The organism is Terribacillus halophilus (assembly GCF_900162685.1).
Lineage (GTDB): Bacteria > Bacillota > Bacilli > Bacillales > Amphibacillaceae > Terribacillus > Terribacillus halophilus_A.
This window is the reverse complement of record NZ_LT727828.1, coordinates 940,447-959,335: the sequence shown is the minus strand read 5'-3', so window position 1 is coordinate 959,335 and position 18,889 is coordinate 940,447. Positions and strand designations below refer to the sequence as shown.

At 41.2% G+C, this 18,889-nt stretch carries 21 protein-coding genes; all 21 read right to left on the bottom strand.

The genetic code is table 11. The features are described from left to right. Nucleotides 1–18: 18 nt before the first annotated feature. The 21 genes from prfB to flgM all read right to left on the bottom strand — a co-directional run bounded on the left by prfB (nucleotide 19) and on the right by flgM (nucleotide 18,804). Nucleotides 19–1,117 (bottom strand): peptide chain release factor 2 gene (gene prfB, locus B1K52_RS09295; protein ID WP_373022372.1). Its coding sequence is split into 2 segments (ribosomal slippage): nucleotides 19–1,044 and nucleotides 1,046–1,117, totalling 1,098 coding nucleotides; the frame shifts between segments, so codons are not numbered across the junction. Nucleotides 1,118–1,208: 91 nt separating this feature from the next. Continuing rightward, nucleotides 1,209–3,725 (bottom strand): preprotein translocase subunit SecA, encoded by a 2,517-nt coding sequence (gene secA, locus B1K52_RS09290; protein ID WP_077307545.1) that lies wholly within the window; start codon nucleotides 3,723–3,725, stop codon nucleotides 1,209–1,211. Between the two features lie 745 nt (nucleotides 3,726–4,470). Then, entirely contained in the window at nucleotides 4,471–5,058 is a 588-nt protein-coding gene (gene hpf, locus B1K52_RS09285) for a ribosome hibernation-promoting factor, HPF/YfiA family (protein WP_077307543.1), read from the bottom strand. 495 nt (nucleotides 5,059–5,553) lie between these two features. Then, nucleotides 5,554–5,907, bottom strand: coding sequence for a flagellar protein FliT (locus B1K52_RS09280; RefSeq protein WP_077307541.1), 354 nt, complete (start codon nucleotides 5,905–5,907; stop codon nucleotides 5,554–5,556). Beyond that, nucleotides 5,907–6,305 carry a flagellar export chaperone FliS gene (gene fliS / locus B1K52_RS09275; RefSeq protein ID WP_077307539.1) on the bottom strand — a complete coding sequence of 133 codons (399 nt, stop codon included), beginning with the start codon at nucleotides 6,303–6,305 and terminating at the stop codon, nucleotides 5,907–5,909. The genes B1K52_RS09280 and fliS overlap by 1 nt, the downstream gene beginning before the upstream one ends. 23 nt (nucleotides 6,306–6,328) lie before the next feature. Next, the gene (locus B1K52_RS09270) at nucleotides 6,329–7,876 is read right to left on the bottom strand and encodes a flagellar hook-associated protein 2 (protein ID WP_256855883.1); all 1,548 of its coding nucleotides are present in this window, start codon (nucleotides 7,874–7,876) and stop codon (nucleotides 6,329–6,331) included. Nucleotides 7,877–7,891: 15 nt separating this feature from the next. Continuing rightward, nucleotides 7,892–8,242, bottom strand: coding sequence for a flagellar protein FlaG (gene flaG, locus B1K52_RS09265; RefSeq protein WP_077307537.1), 351 nt, complete (start codon nucleotides 8,240–8,242; stop codon nucleotides 7,892–7,894). 152 nt (nucleotides 8,243–8,394) lie between these two features. Next, the gene (locus B1K52_RS18255; RefSeq protein ID WP_256855882.1) at nucleotides 8,395–8,529 is read right to left on the bottom strand and encodes a hypothetical protein; all 135 of its coding nucleotides are present in this window, start codon (nucleotides 8,527–8,529) and stop codon (nucleotides 8,395–8,397) included. Continuing rightward, a complete protein-coding gene (locus B1K52_RS18470) occupies nucleotides 8,481–8,684 on the bottom strand; it encodes a hypothetical protein (protein WP_373022368.1) in 204 nt (67 codons plus the stop codon). Before B1K52_RS18470 ends, B1K52_RS18255 begins: the two co-directional genes overlap by 49 nt. 140 nt (nucleotides 8,685–8,824) lie before the next feature. Then, nucleotides 8,825–9,043 (bottom strand): SDR family NAD(P)-dependent oxidoreductase, encoded by a 219-nt coding sequence (locus B1K52_RS09255; protein WP_077307533.1) that lies wholly within the window; start codon nucleotides 9,041–9,043, stop codon nucleotides 8,825–8,827. 63 nt (nucleotides 9,044–9,106) lie between these two features. Next, a complete protein-coding gene (locus B1K52_RS09250) occupies nucleotides 9,107–9,952 on the bottom strand; it encodes an STAS domain-containing protein (RefSeq protein ID WP_179106517.1) in 846 nt (281 codons plus the stop codon). A gap of 319 nt (nucleotides 9,953–10,271) precedes the next feature. Then, complete coding sequence (locus B1K52_RS09245; RefSeq protein WP_077307531.1) at nucleotides 10,272–11,312, bottom strand: glycosyltransferase family 2 protein; 1,041 nt, start codon at nucleotides 11,310–11,312, stop codon at nucleotides 10,272–10,274. 48 nt (nucleotides 11,313–11,360) lie between these two features. Then, entirely contained in the window at nucleotides 11,361–13,226 is a 1,866-nt protein-coding gene (locus B1K52_RS09240; protein ID WP_077307529.1) for a tetratricopeptide repeat-containing glycosyltransferase family 2 protein, read from the bottom strand. 90 nt (nucleotides 13,227–13,316) lie between these two features. Continuing rightward, on the bottom strand, nucleotides 13,317–14,138 hold the full coding sequence (locus B1K52_RS09235; RefSeq protein WP_077307527.1) for a flagellin N-terminal helical domain-containing protein: 822 nt from the start codon (nucleotides 14,136–14,138) through the stop codon (nucleotides 13,317–13,319). Nucleotides 14,139–14,270: 132 nt separating this feature from the next. Then, nucleotides 14,271–14,489, bottom strand: coding sequence for a carbon storage regulator CsrA (gene csrA / locus B1K52_RS09230; protein ID WP_077307525.1), 219 nt, complete (start codon nucleotides 14,487–14,489; stop codon nucleotides 14,271–14,273). After that, entirely contained in the window at nucleotides 14,489–14,926 is a 438-nt protein-coding gene (fliW, locus tag B1K52_RS09225; RefSeq protein ID WP_077307523.1) for a flagellar assembly protein FliW, read from the bottom strand. Before fliW ends, csrA begins: the two co-directional genes overlap by 1 nt. 11 nt (nucleotides 14,927–14,937) lie before the next feature. Beyond that, nucleotides 14,938–15,531, bottom strand: a complete 594-nt coding sequence (locus B1K52_RS09220; protein WP_077307520.1) for a DUF6470 family protein — start codon at nucleotides 15,529–15,531, stop codon at nucleotides 14,938–14,940. Between the two features lie 55 nt (nucleotides 15,532–15,586). Next, entirely contained in the window at nucleotides 15,587–16,471 is an 885-nt protein-coding gene (gene flgL, locus B1K52_RS09215) for a flagellar hook-associated protein FlgL (protein WP_077307518.1), read from the bottom strand. A 7-nt stretch (nucleotides 16,472–16,478) separates the two neighbouring features. Further along, nucleotides 16,479–17,996, bottom strand: a complete 1,518-nt coding sequence (gene flgK / locus B1K52_RS09210) for a flagellar hook-associated protein FlgK (RefSeq protein WP_077307516.1) — start codon at nucleotides 17,994–17,996, stop codon at nucleotides 16,479–16,481. A 40-nt stretch (nucleotides 17,997–18,036) separates the two neighbouring features. Then, entirely contained in the window at nucleotides 18,037–18,528 is a 492-nt protein-coding gene (locus B1K52_RS09205) for a flagellar protein FlgN (protein WP_077307514.1), read from the bottom strand. Between the two features lie 18 nt (nucleotides 18,529–18,546). Continuing rightward, a complete protein-coding gene (flgM, locus tag B1K52_RS09200; RefSeq protein ID WP_077307512.1) occupies nucleotides 18,547–18,804 on the bottom strand; it encodes a flagellar biosynthesis anti-sigma factor FlgM in 258 nt (85 codons plus the stop codon). Between the last annotated feature and the right edge of the window lie 85 nt (nucleotides 18,805–18,889).

The window sequence follows — 18,889 nt, the reverse complement described above, 5'->3', positions numbered from 1 at the left end:
AGAGCGTTACAGAAACGCTTATAATGTGGAACGCAAGTATGCATTAATAAATGGATCCAGATTCCCGTCCATTACAGCTTGTGTATTTCCGGACTCTTCATTCGTTCTGTGGTCTTTTACCATCGAATATGGGTGGAACACATAAGAACGAATTTGACTGCCCCAGCCGATTTCCTTCTGTTCACCCCGGATTTCGTTCAGCTCTTGCTGCTGCTTCTCAATCTCAAGCTGATACAGCTTCGCTTTCAGCATCTTCATTGCGTGTTCCCGGTTTTTAATCTGAGAACGTTCAGATTGGCATGTTACAACTGTGTTTGTCGGAAGGTGCGTAATCCGAACCGCCGAATCAGTTGTATTGACGTGCTGTCCGCCGGCACCGCTGGAACGATACGTATCAATTTTCAGATCTTCTGTACGAATATCTACATCAATATCGTCATCAAATTCAGGCATAACATCACAAGAAACGAAGGATGTATGACGTCGGCCTGAGCTGTCGAACGGTGAAATACGGACAAGACGATGTACGCCTTTTTCCGCTTTCAGATAACCGTATGCATTAAGTCCTTTAATCAATAGCGTTACACTTTTAACACCAGCTTCTTCACCTGGAAGATAATCCAGTGTTTCCACTTTGAAATCACGCTGTTCTGCCCAGCGCGTATACATACGAAGCAACATGCTCGCCCAGTCTTGGGATTCGGTGCCGCCTGCACCTGGATGCAGTTCCAAAATAGCATTGTTTCTGTCATATGGTTCACTCAATAGCATAAGCAACTCGAATTCATCAACTGATGTACGCATTGCAACGATTTCTTCCTCTAATTCCGCGCGAAGATCTTCATCTGCTTCTTCCTTCACCAATTCGAGGGAAACTTCCAAGTCTTCATGACGGGAAACAAGTTTTTCGTAGCCGTCGACTGACTCTTTCAAGCCGTTCGACTCATTGATTACTTTTTGCGCTGTCTCTTGATTATCCCAAAATGTCGGATCCAACATTAGATCTTCAAGCTCAGCAATACGAGCTTTCTTCTGATCTAAGTCAAAGAGACCCCCTAAAGTCTGTTAGTTGTGTTTCCATTCGGTCAATTTCATTTCTAATTTCTGCTAATTCCATATTCTTCACCTCATTAGTTTCTCTGACAAATCCTATTATACGCTATGACCGCGACAGAACCTGTGCAACAACCTGCACAGGTTCGTAGGCGTCACTGCCCGTGGCAGTTTTTGTATTTCTTGCCGCTGCCGCATGGGCACGGATCATTTCTCCCCACCGTATCAGCTTTCACAGCTGGCGTTTTTTTCTTTTTCTTCTCTGCTTGCGTATCGTCTCCGCTGACAGCTTGAACGCCTTTAGCAACTTGCTCACGCTGCAAGTTATCGCGTATTTCTGCTTTCAGCACATAACGTGTTACTTCTTCTTTAATGGATGTTACCATTTCTTCGAACATGTTGTAGCCTTCCATCTGATATTCACGAAGCGGGTCATTTTGACCGTAAGCGCGTAAATGAATACCTTGACGCAGCTGATCCATCTGATCGATATGATCCATCCATTTCGTATCAACTGTACGGAGCAGAATAACCTTCTCAAATTCACGCATTTGATCTGGGGTCATTTCTTCTTCTTTTTGTTTCAGATGCGCATGAATTTTCTCCATGAGCAGTTCTTCGATTTCTTCTTCATCTTTGTTTTTCAGTTCATCAACAGTTAGCTTGTCCTGCGGCAGTAAGTTTGCATGTGCATATTCTACTAAAGCATCTAATGCCCAAGCTTCCTCAGACTCTTCTGCTGTATGCGCACGTACAACCATATGAACTGTATCTCTCACCATTTCATCGATAATCTCATGCAGATCTTGGTTATCGATTACTTCAAAGCGCTGTTTGTAGATAATCTCACGTTGTTCACGAAGCACATCATCATAAGATAGAACCGTTTTACGAGAATCAAAGTTATTTCCTTCTACTCGTTTCTGAGCGGATTCTACCGCACGAGACACCATCTTACTCTCAATTGGTGTATCGTCATCCATACCAAGACGCTCCATCATATTGCGCATATTATCTGAACCAAAACGGCGCATCAGCTCATCTTCCATCGATAAGTAGAACTGCGTAACACCAGGATCACCCTGACGTCCGGAACGTCCGCGCAGCTGGTTATCGATTCGGCGTGATTCGTGACGCTCTGTCCCGATAACAGCAAGACCGCCAAGTTCCAGCACACCATCACCAAGCTTAATATCTGTACCACGTCCGGCCATGTTCGTTGCGATTGTTACCGCACCTTTTTGACCGGCGTCTTCGATAATTTCCGCTTCCCGGTGGTGGTTCTTCGCATTCAAGACGTTGTGCGGAACACGGGCACGAGTCAGCATTTTGCTTATCAGCTCAGATGTTTCTACCGCTACAGTACCGACAAGCACAGGCTGTCCTGTTTCATGACGCGCCTTGATTTCTTCTACTACTGCACGGAATTTGCCTTCCATCGATTTGAAAATGTAGTCCGATTTATCTTGACGTGTAATTTCCTTATTGGTTGGAATAACAAGTACGTCCATATTGTAAATGTTGCGGAATTCTTCTTCCTCTGTCTTCGCCGTACCAGTCATACCTGCAAGCTTTTTGTACATACGGAAGTAGTTTTGGAACGTAATCGATGCGAGTGTCATGCTTTCATTCTGGATTTGCAATCCTTCTTTCGCCTCGATGGACTGGTGCAGACCATCACTATAGCGGCGGCCTTTCATCAGACGTCCAGTAAAGCTATCGACGATCACTACTTCGCCTTCTTCTACCACATAATCCGTATCCCGGTGCATGGTCACATGTGCTTTCAACGCTTGATTAATATGGTGCGTAATGGCAACATTTTTCAGGTCGAATAAGTTTTCAATACCAAAGAACTTCTCTGCTTTGTTGATACCTTCTTCTGTCAGCAGAACAGATTTCGTTTTTATATCGTTCGTATAATCTTCTTCATTCTTTAGCACACGTACAAAAGAATTCGCCTGTGTGTACAAACTAGCTGACTTCGCTGCTGAACCGGAAATTATCAGCGGTGTACGCGCCTCGTCAATTAAGATGGAGTCGACCTCATCGACAATAGCGAAATTAAGCGGTCGCTGTACCATTTGATTTTTATACAGCACCATATTATCACGAAGATAGTCGAATCCTAGCTCATTGTTCGTGCTGTACGTGATATCAGCTGCATACGCTTCTTGTTTCTGTTCCCGCGTCATACCGACACTATTCAGTCCGACAGTCAATCCAAGGAATTCGAATAAAGGACGGTTATTCTCAGCATCACGGCCAGCCAAATAGTCATTGACTGTCACGATGTGTACGCCGTCATTGGATAATGCATTCAAATACGCTGGCAGGGAGCTGGCGAGTGTTTTACCTTCCCCTGTCTTCATCTCTGCGATATTTCCATTATGTATGGCAATACCACCGAGCAGCTGCACATGGAACGGACGCATGCCAAGCACACGTTCGGCTGCTTCTCTTACTGTCGCAAATGCTTCTGGCAGCAAGTCATCCAACGTTTCGCCTTTTTGGTAGCGATTCTTGAATTCTGTCGTTTTTTCTTTTAATTGTTCATCTGTATATGCTCTATATTCATCCGCTAAACTTTCAATTTGTTCGGCTGTTTTCTGGGCACGGCTGACTTGTTTTTGCGTGCCGTCACCAAACACCCGTTTCAGTAGTCCACGCATAATAACGCTCCTCTTTAAATCAAAAAAGTATAGTCCAAAAATAATAATAACACTAGGTTTCGCGGTTTACAAGAAAGGGAAATCGACCCATCTGTAAAATTAAAAAATCAGCGACACCCAGTCCCGGGGGCGTCGCCTTCATTTAAGGAGTTATGACGGATATTCGCAATACTTGTAATCCTTGCAATTGCTACATTCCGCTTGAACGCCACCGGTATTGGAATGCGCAGCCTCAAGAGGGAAAGGCTGCGGCATTCTGGTGGAGTCTTGCGGGGAAAAGGATGACTGCCCCTCAGAAGACACGTGATTTGGAGGACAAATCACGCTGCATTTGTTCGATGCACCAGCGCTCGAGCTGCTGCTGCTTCCATTGAAGTTCCGCGAGTCTTCGATTGGTCGCTGCAATAATCTCAAGCAGCTGTGTGATCGTCTGCTCATGCTGTGTGAGTTGTGGATGAGAGACTCGGTCGACAGCATAATCTGAATTTCTGATGGTCAGTACCTCCTTTGTTGTAGCTAACTTATTTATATCACCTGCGTCTCCAAACGAAAAACAGCCGTTTTACGAAAACGATGAGAGCCTTTCTTCACAAAACAAGCAAATTCGGCACTTTCCGACAGATTTCATCTCATTTTTCTAGTAATTTTGAGATATTCTTTCTTTGTTTTCGTAAAACGAGCTAAATTATGTTCTCGTATGAAAAAAGACAGACGCATATGCGTCTGCCCGTCTCATATGTTTTCATTAATTAGGCTCAATCAGCCCATATCTGCCATCTTTTCGTTTATAGACGACATTTGTATCGTTCGTCGCCGAGTTTGTATAGACGAAGAAGCTATGCCCAAGCATATCCATCTGTAAGATTGCTTCTTCTGAATCCATTGGTTTCAAGTCAAAACGCTTGTTCCGTACAATTTCGAATGAGCTATAATCTGCTTCATCATCCGGCTCCGTCGTCACCACTGCATTTGTTGCAGTCGCAGCACCTTCGTTTTCCATCTCAGCGAATGCATGCTTTGGTGCAGAACCATTCTGACGGGATCGGCGGTTCACTCTCGTCTTATGCTTTCTGATTTGCCGCTCAAGCTTCGTTACAACCAAATCAATCGCAGCATACAGATCAACATGATTATCCTCAGCCCGTAAGAGCAAGTTCTTCATCGGAATTGTCACTTCAATCTTCGACTCATTGTTGTGCACACTCAAGTTCACGTGAACCTCAGAATTTACCGGAGAATCAAAATATCTCTCCAGTTTGCCAACCTTTTTCTCGATGTAGTCTTTGATTGCCTGTGTTGCCTCGACATTCTCGCCACGAATATTGTACTTCATAACAAGTGTCCTCCTTTCATCCTTATGAGGATACTTTCTACATTCCCTTTACAATTCCTTCATAAACCATGAAAGTAATCAGAAAAATAAGAAATATAGTCGAAAAACGTCACAAGTTGGACAAGAAAAATTGACATGAAGAAAACGAGGCTGGGCATAACAGTTTAAGCTATATAAAAATCCAAACAATACTGCAATTAACAACGGAATTGTTTGGATTTTTTGGATTGGAAACTAAGATGAGAGCACCGCTTCGGAAATACACTCCGCTTTCCTGCAGGAGTGTATTTCCTACACTGATTTGTGTGTTCCCTAAGTGTATGCGCAATAGGAAGACTCCTCGAACATAAAAAGCAATTTTCTTGTTCGTGTCTTACTTTAAAAGCTATTCTTAGCCAACAGTAACAGCAGAGTTGGAGAGGCAGCAGCCGTCAGAGAAATTAAGTAAAAGTATGATGTATTATACGTTCGCTTTTATTCTGAATTAATCTCGTTTTATTTGCGTTTATCTAGAAATCTGCCGTCAAGCGTCTGCATGCTCGCGTACGGATTGATATACTTCTTGCCTGATTGTTTCTGTTTCTTGATGATCCGCATGTCCACTTTCAGCTGGTCGAAAATTTGCTGCACATTGGAGCTGATTCGCTCATTCAGAGGTAGCAACGCTCTACCTAGTTTCTCCTCCTCTGGAGAGAAGGGCGGCTGCAGCTCCTCCATCTGTTGGGAGCGTGTTTCCATCAACTCTGTTAAGGATTGCACGACATCTTCCCGATTTTCCGCTGTTACCTGCTGCGAAACGAGCGTATCGAGTTCAAGTGTCGTATCATACAATGCTTGCACACGGTTCATCAGACACTGGCTCCGTTTCCAAATTGCTGCTGACGTGTTTGTTTTACGACTTCTTTCCACGTGTCACGGAAGTCAATTAAGAGTTCCATCGCTGTGTTTAGTGCTTCTTGATCATTCTTTGTGTTTGCTTGGATCAGCTGCTGGTTTATAAAATCATACAAAGGCATGATTTCATCTGTAATCGGCACTTCTGGATCAAGCGTAATCATCAGCTCACGCACGATATTCTGCGCTTTCTGGATATTCTTGTTCTTAGCCGCAATATCCTGCTTCTCGAATGCCTGCTGCGCGAACTTGATGAATTTAATGCAGCCGTTATAGAGCATAAGTGTCAGCTCCCCCGGGGAGGCAGTCTGAACGGAATTCTGCTGGTACGCTTGATAATTTTGTACGGACATTTTTATATTACTCCTTTTTCGCTCTATCCTCCGAAGTTGGACATCATATAAGAGGATTGTGAATTCATTTTGCTGATGGCTTGTTCCATTGCCGAGAATTGGCGCCAATAACGATCTTCAGTTTGGGTTAGGTAATCTTGGAAGTCATCAATACGCGTTTGAATTTCAACCAGACGTCTTCCTAGTGTAAACTGCTGGTTTGTTTGATCTGCCTTACCTGCACGATGGGTTATGTTATCCATCGTCACTTGCAATGTATCTTCAATGCGGTTGATAATTCCACGCCCTTCTCCCTCTGCGTTATTGGAAAAAAGCTTGTATACATCACGGGGGCTTTCACGCAATGCCGCCTTTAACTTATCCTCGTCAATAACAAGTTTCCCATCATCAAGATAGTTATCGGAAGTCGTTATTCCAAGCTCCGCCAGATGCGAATATTTCCCTTCATTGTCAACTTTGTTATACCAAGCGGAGCGAAGGGAATACATACCTGACTGAAGTGCCGTCTCTCCTTTTAGTAAACCACTTTTAGCTTTTTCTTCCCAAAGCTTAATTTCATCTTCAGACATTTCTTTTTTCTGTTCATCCGTTAACGGTGTATAATCGCGATACACTTTTTCGCTAAGCTTTGTGTTAACATTTTCTACAATTTCATTGTAAGAATCGATAAAGTCTTTAATTTTATTAAAAGCAGCGTCCACATCATTATTGACAGATACTTGAACAGCCTGTGTCGTTTCTTGGGCGAACTGGAAGCTTACGCCGCTCACCTCATAGCTATTCTTATGGGAAGTAAGGGTTAGTTGTCCATTGTAAGTGAACGTAGCATCTTGAGCTCCTTTTTCATTCACTTGATCAAGCTTTAAGAATGCAGTGAAAAACTTGTTGTTATCGGTACTAAATTCAATTTCTTTACCATCTTTGTTAAATTTTCCGGTATCTTTCTTTTCCAGCACAACCTGATCAGACTGCTTATCATAAAAAGCTCGCACTCCAGCATCAGAGTCAGTAATCTTTTGAAGTATGCTGTTCAAACTGTCAGTAGTCTTAAAGTCGTTAAACTGATGAGGAACAGCCGTTCCGTCCTCATCATATGTTGTGAAGGAAAATTTCAAATCATCTGCTACCACTCTCGCGGTCCCACCATCAACAACAAAGTCTTGTTCGCCAATAGGCGCATCTGGGTCAAAGGTCCTCTCAGCAGCTACAGCTCCGCTACTTATATTGATTGCTGCCTTTGCAAGATGTTCCACCTGAATGGAATAAGATCCATTAGATGCAGTGGAAGATGCAGTTGCAGTAACTGCAGAACTTGTTGAGGCAGTAGATTTAACATTGTAAGCAGTAGTTTTTCTCATTTCAAATGCTGCAGTGTCGAAACTTTTCAGCGATGTATTCACTTCGCGTAAAGCATCCTGTTTCCAAGTTAATTTCGTTTGGTCTTGTTGCATTTTGTATAATTTCTGCCGTTCGGCATTCATCAATTTCTCCACAATGGAGTCTGTATCAATTCCGGATGCAAGCCCTCCTACTCGCATGGAATTGCTACTTGAAGATACGCTATCTACCATTTGATCACCAGCTCCTTATATTCTCTCATCTACGAGAAGTCCCATGAATTCTGCCATTTTTGCATAAGCATCCAATAACTTCTTTGGTGGGATCTCTTTTATAACTTCTTGTGTTTCAGAATCTACCACTGCCACATAATAACGTTCCAATTCTTCGTGAAGCTCAAACTTCAGATTGGTATGGGCAGATTCAAGAACCTGATTCATCGTTTCAACTTTCTTTTCTATCTCCGATTTATTGAAATCGGTATACTGGTTACTTTTTTGTGGAACAGCATTTTGTTGAAGTAAGATTTCTGCTGCGGGACTTTTTTCGTCCGGCGGGTGTATGACATGTTGTGAATTGGAAGACAATTTTTCTATCATCAAATGCCAACTCCTTGCACATGTGTTTCTTTTTATATCGGCAATATCACTAATATGTGTAGGCATGGGGAATAAAAAAACACAAAAAACGAGCACAGTAACCTGTACTCGCTCTCTCAATATATAATTAGCTATAGACTATCCTGCCATTCTTATCCTGTCATATAATTAGAGTCTTCAGATGATAGATAAGAAACAAATTTTGCTACATCTTCTGGGTCTTGACTGCTGCCCAGCACTATATTACCAATGCATTTATCGAATGCTTCTTCTTGTTCACGCCCCATATAAACGACCATATTTTCCGTCTATTCGTTCCCACATGCTCGTGCCGCAACACCCGGGAAATACGCGATAACTGTGATTTTATCCTGTGCCATTGTTCTGCAACCTGAGTTAACCCGCGTACTGCAAATTTCGTTGCCGAATACAGCCCGAGCAAGCTAACCCCTTTATGCCCGATAGTGCTGACATTAATGATTTTTCCGCCGCCATGTTTATTTCATTTGCTCAGCAGCAGCTTGCATATTAAAGACTGTTCGTTCATATTGATGCTGAAGATTTTATCCAAACTCTCTTCCTTCACTGCTGAAAGCGGAGAAAATCGCGCTTGATTACGTTTGCTGGGATACTTGTTGTTTCGGTACCGTTATCCTTCAATTCTTGCGCTGTTTTAGATGCTTTGTCTTCTAGAAAATCACTGATGACAATGTTAAAACTATCTTTGCCAAGATGCATTGCAATTGCTTTACCAATACCTTGTGCTGAACCAGTAATTACTGCTGTTTTTTCTACTTTCATCAGTTCTTTTACAAGTAGTCACTAGGAGAAAAGGATGGAACAAGAAATAGCATTATTTTCAAATCAATTAATAGAGATCTGGTTGCTTGTGCGGATTGCTTGTGTTAACGTTGCTGTTGTTTTGGCATTAAAACTTACGCCAAGTTGAACCGCTGTCTGGGCTATCTCTGGACGCATGCCCGAAATAACGGTTTCCACTCCCACCAATTTAAGCGCATCGACTAAATAGAAAATCTGTTGCGCTACCATGGTATCAATGATAATGACACCAGACAGATCTATAAATAACAAGTCGACATCCATTTCCGTGCATTCACGAAGTGAATTTTCTAATATAAGCTTTGCACGATTTGTATCAATATCGCCAACTAACGGCAATAGTGCGGTTGTATCATTTAATAAAATGACTGGCGAGCTAAGCTCATTAATCATTTCCTGCTGTGCTTGCAGTTTTTGGTTGGAATAATAGTGCGTTTCCTCCGTAAATTTCAAAATAACATCATCAAATGCTTTGATGATAATGCGATTCCACATTTCAAATATATGATGTTCAATTGTATCTTTATGTAAGTTATAAAATTCTCGAATTAGATCCAAATGCTGTCCACGCGTAATCATAAATTCTCGGATAATCTCATGAATAGGAGTATTTAGATGGTTCTCATCCCGTGCAGTATCCAAAATCCACTCTTGGAAACTCTTTTCAAACGTCTCCTTGTCTTCAATAAAGATGCGGAAAAAATGAAGGTGAAATTCGTAGTTTTGTTGTTTGAGGTGATCTACGGTTTCTGGGTCCGTCGCAGCATATACACCAGAGCTGCTTGTTTTATCCAGCTGTTCATACCATTTCTCATTAAGCTCCTTCGCCTTTTTCTCTAAAAACACATACAAGTCCTTGTTCATATGCATAGTCCTGTTCCTCCCGAGGCAGATTTGACTCCTGTCTATACCCATTAGTATCATGTTTAAAACCATTTTCTCTTAAAAGTAAGAATCTGTTTTATTAAAAGACCTTATCAATTAGTCTTATGTTCTCTACCTATCTTTTGGGACGGATAAAGGAGTTTTATGGTCGAGTTATTCTTACGTTAAGAACTAGAATTTTTTTTGTGATAACATGCTCCAATCTAGATAGAACGACAAGAAAGCTTATGATTTTGTACCTATGAAGAATAAAAGCTGTCGCCCGTAGCGACAGCCAAAATAAAAGAATATGCGTATAATTTAATTAGTTTATTACTTGTTCACTAGTTTTACTTTTCACTGTCTTAAAAATGAATATTAACATCTGCTGAGATGTTGTATCCATACTCGGAAAGAATTGTTTAACTTCCTCCAAAAGCGAGTTGAAACTGTTTATCGTTTTGCGAATATATTCATTCGGTAGCTCTGTAATCCAGTCATTTAGCAAGTTTAAAGTCAGATGTCTTTCCGGTATATTAGTTAGTGTCAGAGCTTGACGGAAAGGACCCCAAATATCACGCAACAAACAAGATTCAAAGTAGAAAAGCTTCAGCATCTCTTTTTGTGTCAAAGAAAAGGAATTAATACGATCCTCCACTATTCCCCAAACACGAATGGAGCTTTTCAGCGCTTTAGAAGTGGACGCTGTTTTCGTTATTGAATCTCTGCGATTCCTATAATGATAAGTGATTTCTGAGATGTTATATATCCTTTTCGCCCATAACATAGCTGTTATTGTAAAAGTTTGATCTTCACCAAAGCTAATATCCTCCGGGAAAGAAATATTTTCTGCCATAGACTTTTTATATAGCTTCCCCCAGCAAAAGATACTGTACAGAATAGAAGGATCCTTGAGAATGTCTATGTGCCCTTCCATGCTTAGCTCAGGAAAAACTCTTGTTAGGCCAGCTTCTTCGAGTTCTCCCTCTGTCAGTTTGTTAAAGGGCGCGGTGACTAAATCAGCTCCCACCCTTACTGCAGCTTGATACAGATTTTCCAGCGCATCATGCGGAAGCACATCATCTGAATCAAGAAAGAAGATATATTCTCCATTTGCATTACTCAAGCCAGTATTCCTGCAAGCCGAAACACCACTGTTGACTGGCTGTCGAATCAGCTTAATATGTGATGGATATACTTTTCTCTGTTGCTCAGCTAGCTGCAAAGACATGTCTGTTGAGCAGTCATCTACAATCAATAATTCTATCTCATCAAATATTGTTTGAGAGGTTACCGAATCGATTGTTTCGTTTATATAAGTCTCCACATTGTACATCGGTACAATTACTGTTACTTTATAATCCATTATTTATTTCGCCTCTGCTTTTTGTTTGTCTCCTTGCATAAGAGAGTTTTACGGATATTGTTTGTTCATTATTTTACGGAAAGAAGCGATATCTTTTTTATCTCCGTTAAGCTGCAAACATTCCAAAGTCATTTGGTACACTTTGAAATTAGCAACCTCATTTTTAATCGCTTTGAATCCGAATATCAAGGCCTGCTCCACATTGTTACTATCAACAGCAAGCTCCATTACATTGACATAGTCTTGTTCATTAAATTTGCTTGCATCTGAACTTGCATAAAATTCAGCACTTAACTCTTTATGCCCATGCTCATACAAGACACGTGCAATGATATGATTACACTTGTACGATTCAATGGCGCTAATGATCCTTTCGAAGGAATCAAATAATTGTAATTTAATCAACCTAGACAGCAAAAGTTCGACAACTGCGGCATATTCATCCAATTTGGATAATGTCATAAGAGCTTCTAATATCCGATAATCCTTCCGACCCAGGGAAGCTTTCACTCTATCCAAAAACGTTTTGTCGTCCAATTCCAATGAAATAATGACAAGGTCGTACAAATCGAAATAACTATCTCCAAATATATGTAGAGTGGAATAATCCTCTATGAGAGATTTAATTGACTCAAAGTCACCTTTGTTTAACAGCAGCTTTAATTCTAAACCACTAGTCTTCATTATTTTCTTTCGTTGCATGAGCAATTCAACCAGTGAAGCAGCTCCCATATCCAAAAGCGCTTTAATATAAACTCTTTGTGAAGTCGAGCTAATCATTAAATTATTTTTTTCAATAAAGTCAGCGACCTCTTCCTCTGTGTGATGGTTTACCAATAATCCAAATAGACGTTTTATTGTATCAACATCATTTTTATTGAAGTTAAGTGCTTTACTGTAGTTTTGTACAGCATTAGCTAAGTCTTTTTCTTCCTCATATATCTTTCCTAAGGTGTGATAAGGCACGTATTCTAGGTAGTTTACGTTGTTAACTACCTTCCACTGTTTTCCCCAGTCTAGGTATGCCAATTCTTGTTTTGTTTCCTCGTATCTGCCTTGTGAATAAAAAATCAAAGCTTTCTGTACACGAAAGTCAATTGCACCTGACCACAACTGAATTGCTTCATCCACAATCTTTAAAGCCTCTTTATACCTTTTAAGAAATCCTAAACAATGGATCAGCCTTTCTACTGCAAGTGGCACCCATAGATAGTGAATAGAGTCTTTCGTTTGGAATGCTTTTTTATACAATTCAGCAGCTTTCGCTATTTTTTGCTGTGAAAGCATTTCATTTCCTAAGTTAAAATAATCGAATCCGGATGCTTGCCCTTTTAATTCTGTATTAATCAAAGGCATATTACGTGAATTTTTATCTTTCTCTTTCATCGTTCTAGCTAAATAACCAGAGTGGTAAATAGATAGGTTCAGCGAATTTACTTTCAATTTACCATTTTCCATTTTCAGCTGTTCATGGACTTTACGGTAGAAGCTAATAGTAGGGAGATTTTTATAGATACGTATTGTAGAAGTGTTTGTAACACCTTCTCCAAATTCACCTAAGAAGTTCACTTGCGTTACCAGGAAGGCATTTGCTTTATCATCATCTATATTTTTAAGTTTCGTTAGGACATCCTTTAAATTCTCTTCATCTACATATTCATCAGCATCCAGATAAATAATCCATTTTCCTGAAGCTTTGGATTGTGCGAAGTTACGAGCAGCAGAAAAGTCGTTCACCCATTCAAAGTCGTATACATGTTCCGTATATGCTGCTGCAATTTCTTTTGTACGGTCAGAAGAACCTGTATCTGCAATAATAATTTCATCTACTAACCCTTTAACAGAGTCTAGACATCTATTTAAAACTGTTTCTTCATCCTTTGTAATCATGCAAAGCGAAATGAAAGGCTTCATGTTAATCCCCCTATATGAAATAAAAATATCGTATCAAATAAATTGATACGATATTTTTATAAAGGAGCAAAATGCTCCTTTATAGTAAGATTACTGTAGCAACTGAAGAACGCCTTGTGGCTGTTGGTTAGCTTGTGCAAGCATAGACTGAGCAGCTTGAGAAAGGATGTTGTTCTTAGTGAACTCCATCATTTCTTTCGCCATGTCAACGTCTCTCACACGAGATTCTGCAGCAGTCAAGTTCTCAGAAGATGTGTTCAAGTTGTTAATTGTATGCTCTAGACGGTTTTGGTTTGCACCAAGGTTAGAACGGAAGCTAGAAACATCGTTGATTGCATCATCAATTGTAGAAATGACATCAGAGATTTCAGATGCAGAAGCAGAGCTAATATCTAAGCTTTCTACTCCAAGAGCTGCAGAATTCATTGATTCTAGTGCAACTGTTAGAAGCTGACCACTGTTAGCGCCAATTTGGAATGTAACTTCTGTTGTAGAACCATTAAGAAGTTTTTTGTTGTTGAACTCTGTATCTGTAGAAATACGATCGATTTCTTTTGACAATTCGTTGAACTCATCTTGTAGAGCAACGCGGTCTTCTGATGCTGTGTTTGTGTCGTTAGAAGACTGAACAGCAAGTTCACGCATACGCTGTAGGATAGAGTGAGTTTCGTTCAATGCACCTTCAGCAGTTTGGATTAAAGAAACGCCATCTTGTGCGTTTTTCGCAGCCATGTCTAGGCCACGGATTTGACCACGCATTTTTTCAGAAATTGCCAAACCTGCAGCATCGTCACCAGCGCGATTGATGCGAAGGCCAGAAGAAAGCTTTTCTAGTGCGCCCTGTGTAGCAGAGTTGTTAGAGCTTAGTTTGTTGTACGTGTTAAGTGCAGAAATGTTATGGTTAATTCTCATTTTAAAATTCCTCCTTGAGTATAGTACAGCCCACATCCTTGTGGTTTCATGGTTTGCATCGGTCGGCCGCCCGTGCTTCCCTTGCTGTATTACTTATATCGGAGGGTTTTATAAAATGTTAAGCTTTTTTACTCATTTATTTTTTAATAAATTTAGCAAGTCAATAGAAGTCTCAGCTGCGGCACTGTTTTCCTGCTCAATTGCTAGATAGATTTCTTTTCTATGGATGGCAATCTCCCTTGGAGCATCAATTCCCAATTTGATTTGTTCACCATCTATACTAAGAATCTTTAATTCAATTTCATCACCAATTTTAACTGACTCGCCAACCTTTCTTGTAAGAACTAACATTATTTCACCCTCGCTTTCTCGGATTGCAAAGGCGCACGGAAAGCGTCTCCCTCAGTCAAGATAAGTTGTTGGCCTCTTAGTGAATCGACATTGATAATAAGCGGCGCTTGTAAATTTATCGTGCTACCCACAAACGGATCTCGTAGTGTCAATATTGATAACACCATCACTTGTTCCTTCTTTGTAATAGATAAGTTATCCTTGGATTGGTTGTCTATCTCAAAAGCAAAGTCTTGATAAAAATGATAGGGATTAGCCACAACAAAAGCTACATGTGATGTATTCGTACTTTGGAGAATTTGAAACACTGGATTATCTGGAAAATCAATCAATACAAATGCTTTCTCTTCCCGAAATCCCGGTAACCCTTTTTCAAATTGGATAATTTTCTCTTCGTCTACTTTCATATTGCCAAAATATTTTGTTTCAATATTCATTATAAAACTCCTTATATATTCATCTCGAATCCATTGACTCCAAAGAATTCCAAGTCTTCAAAATCCACCTGGAGCGATTGATATTGTGCGATACCTGTATCAACTTGACCGCTCTGATAGTTGTATTGTGGTTGATGCGGTTTATTCTGTATTTCAGGACGATGAATTTCCACATTAATATCCACTTCAGATGGCTGATAATCAATCTTGACTGAAAAGTGGGATGGTATCCATCCAAGCCCGAATTCTTTCATCTTTCGTTCATCCATTCGTTTCGCTTGCGATACAATGGGGTCTCCCCCTTTTTCTATCTCCATCATTTCTTTACCTTCCTGGACACGTCGAGCAATACCCTCTAAAAGTGATTTTCCACCCAAATTAGCGAAATCCTCTGTTCGCTTAAAAACAGATTTTAAGTCCATATCTTTCCATGCTTGCGTCTGATCTATCGTCAGTTTTGATGGTGTCGTATGCATTGTGATCTTAGCTTGCGACTGGTGAATAGATTGTTCTGCTTTTGGCTGCTGCATTTCCACTTTTGCATTATTTGTTCGAAGACATATTTTAGCTTGCTGGGATTGTAACCGCACCTGTGGTATTTGCATATATATCGTTCCCCTCTATACAAAAAGCTCCGCCAGCTGGCAGAGCTTTATCTATTTATCGTAAGAAATCCATTAAAGTTGGCTGAATGATACGTGCACCTGCTGACATGGCAGCTCGATGTACTGCTTCTTGAGATGTAAGATTCATGATGACTTCTTCCATCTCAACATCTTCGTTATCAGACATTAATTTCGTTGCAGAAAGCTCTTGATCAGCCAAGCGTGATTCCACTAAATCCATTCGATTCATACGAGCCCCCAAATCAGCACGTTCATTCACAAGGTTATTGATATTCTCATCAAGAGTACCTATGTACTGATCTAAATCTTCATCCGAACCGTCCGATCGTAGCGCAGCCGAGAAGTTTTCCAAGTCATTGAACAGCTTCTCCCCAAACGCCGCTTCTCCGTCAGCGTTCATTTTTACTTCCACGCCTTTGGATAAAGTAAGGCTAATTGCATTGGTATTAAAATCCACTACAGCACTGCCATCATCATTAATAGTCACAGGTGCTGTATCCGTAGCAGATCCATTAAAGATATATTTCTCATTTACTTGCGTATTCGCAATAGAAGCTAGCTGTTCTTTCAGCTGATCAACCTCTTGCGCAATATTTCCTCGTTGTCCTTCTTCATACGTACCGTTGCTTGCTTGAACGGCTAATTCCCGAATACGCTGAAGCGCACTTGTTGCATTTCCCAAGGCAGAATCCGAGTTATCAATCCAAGTCTGGGCTTCGGATAGATTTCGCTTATACTGCTCCACGTCACGAACCTCGGTACGATAGCTCATACCTTTTGTGGCAACAACCGGATCGTCGGAAGGTTTTGTAATCTTCTTACCTGAAGACAACTGTTCAGAGTACTTATTCAAGTCACTATAGCTGTTGCTTAAATTACTAAGCATTCTGTTAGACATCATACTTTGTGTTATGCGCATGTATTACTTACCTCCCTACTAATCCCATGTTGTTGATGATGGTATCAAGCATCTCGTCGACAGCAGTCATGCTGCGGGCTGCAGCGTTGTATGCGTGCTGGAACTTGATCATGTTTGTCATTTCTTCATCCAAGGACACACTGGAGACAGATTGACGCTGCATGTCAGCTTGGTCTACTAAAGAAATAGAGTTGGCTGCTTGTCTGTTTGCTTCCTGTGCTTTAACACCTAGTGTTCCAATCATACCTTCATAGAAACTGCTGACAGAAGTATTACCTAACCCATCCATCGGCGTGCGCATTGCTTCTGAGAGTTTCTTCGCATTTTCACCGTTCCCAGAAGTTCCGTCCGCGCTCGCTGCGATAAGATCAGGGTTGCCATCGATAGCATCAGAAAGACTGATATTCGCTGCTGCTCCGTAGACCTCGTTACCAGCATCGAAGAAATCAATACCAGATAGCTCGCCAGCTTTTGTATAGCCTGCTTGCTGCACTTCATTCAGCGCACTAGCGAAACTAAATGCCATTTTATCAAGATTTTGCATCATCTCTGGATACGTTCCTTTAACAGAACTATCTTCCAAGTAGCCATAAGAATCGATCAGCCCTTTAAGCTCACCCTTGGATGTAAAGTCTTCTACAGCAATTTTTGTATCGCCAAATGTTACGCTCTCTACTGCTTGCATACCGTTTTCGTCTTCCCCATATTGCACGGAGAGTTCCTGGAAAGTTTTCGTTTCTGGATCAACCAAAACTGCTTGTGCGGCACCTTGCTCATCAACCAATGTAATCCTAGCAATTCCCTGCGCCGCTTGAGGTGCTAAGCCCCCTGATTTCTCATAATCCACCTTAATGTTGATCATGGAAGACAGCTCATCAATCAACACATCGCGTTTATCATATAAATCATTCGATACCATGCCGTGCGGTTCCATATCGGCAATTTGCTTGTTCAGTTCATTAATCTGGTTCATGTAAGAATTGATACTCTTTACAGACACATTATCCATCTGATCCTTCAAATCAGTTCGAACGTTACTAAGACTGTTGGAGATATAATTGAACGATTCTGCAACAGCTTGTCCCTTCTGCAAAGCGACAGAGCGAGCTCCAGATTCTTCTGGCGTAGCGGAAAGATCCTGAAGGGAACTCCAGAAATCATCCATGACAGCTGAAAGTCCTGTATCAGAAGGTTCGTTGATAACACCTTCCATGCGGCTTAGTGCGTCGGCCTTTGTACTCCAATAAGATGCTGTACCTGTTTGGGAACGGTACTGGGAATCCAAATATGTATTTCTAATTCTTTCAATTGAACTCGCTTCAACACCTGTGCCTTGCTGGCCAACGACTTGCGGACGATTACGTCCCGCAGCGGGGTAAGGTGAAATCTGTTCAAAATTAACACGCTGTCTTGTGTAACCATCCGTATTAGCATTGGCTATGTTATTGCTTGTCGTATATAGTGCCGTTTGCTGCGCAAATAGCGCAGAACGGGCAATTTCTAATCCTTGGAATGTAGATCCCATCTATTTTTCCCCTTTTACCGATAGCTTTTCCGTATCTGTGTTATGCTTTGGAGTCGAATAATGAGCGATTCTGCGGTCGCTGCTCGTGTTGATTTGGTGTACCGTAATTCAATGATGAGATGGAGGGAGCAAGCATATCCAGAGAAATTTGCACAAATTGCATCGACTGCTCGAGCAGCTGCTGATTGAGCGCTTCCTGCGTCTTGAGCTCTGTTACGGCTTCGGTCAGTCCGATTAGTTCAGCTTCCAATTGTTTTGCAGCTGATTCATCGGTTATCGTTTGCAATAATTCTGTCACCGTAGCAGGCACCGGAATACCGGCAGTAGCAGCCCACATCTCAGTTTGCTTGATGCGCAGCTGTTCTATCTGCGCTGTTGCCTGGACATGCTTCTTTTCTGCCAGCAGCTGCTTTTGCAAGCTGTCCATATCATTCGCTTTCAAATGCTTTGTCTTCAAGCGGCTGATTTCCAGCAGACTGCGGTGCAAGGTATGCAATTTGCTAATCGTTTCTAGTAAAACTTGTAAAGCCATGGTTGCTCCTCCTTGGTCTTATGACCAAAAATCCATCATTTTCTTGGCGGTCTTCTCTGCATCGACTTTGTAATCGCCGTTTTGTACTGCGGCTTTTATCTGTTCCACATAGCTCTGGCGGCTTGCCTGAATTTTGTCGCCTTCCTGAAGCCGTTTTGCTTCCGAGGAAATCTCCAGTTTATCCTGACGCTGACTTGCTTTTTGCAAATCGGCCTGCTGTTTGAGCTGTTTTGTGTACGGATTGAAACCGGATTGGTTCGGACCTTGTATTTTCAAAGATCAGCACCCCTTTCCAACTTCTTAACACTCTTACAGATAGTATCGGTTCATATCGAGGAAATGTTAAGCAATTTAACTGATT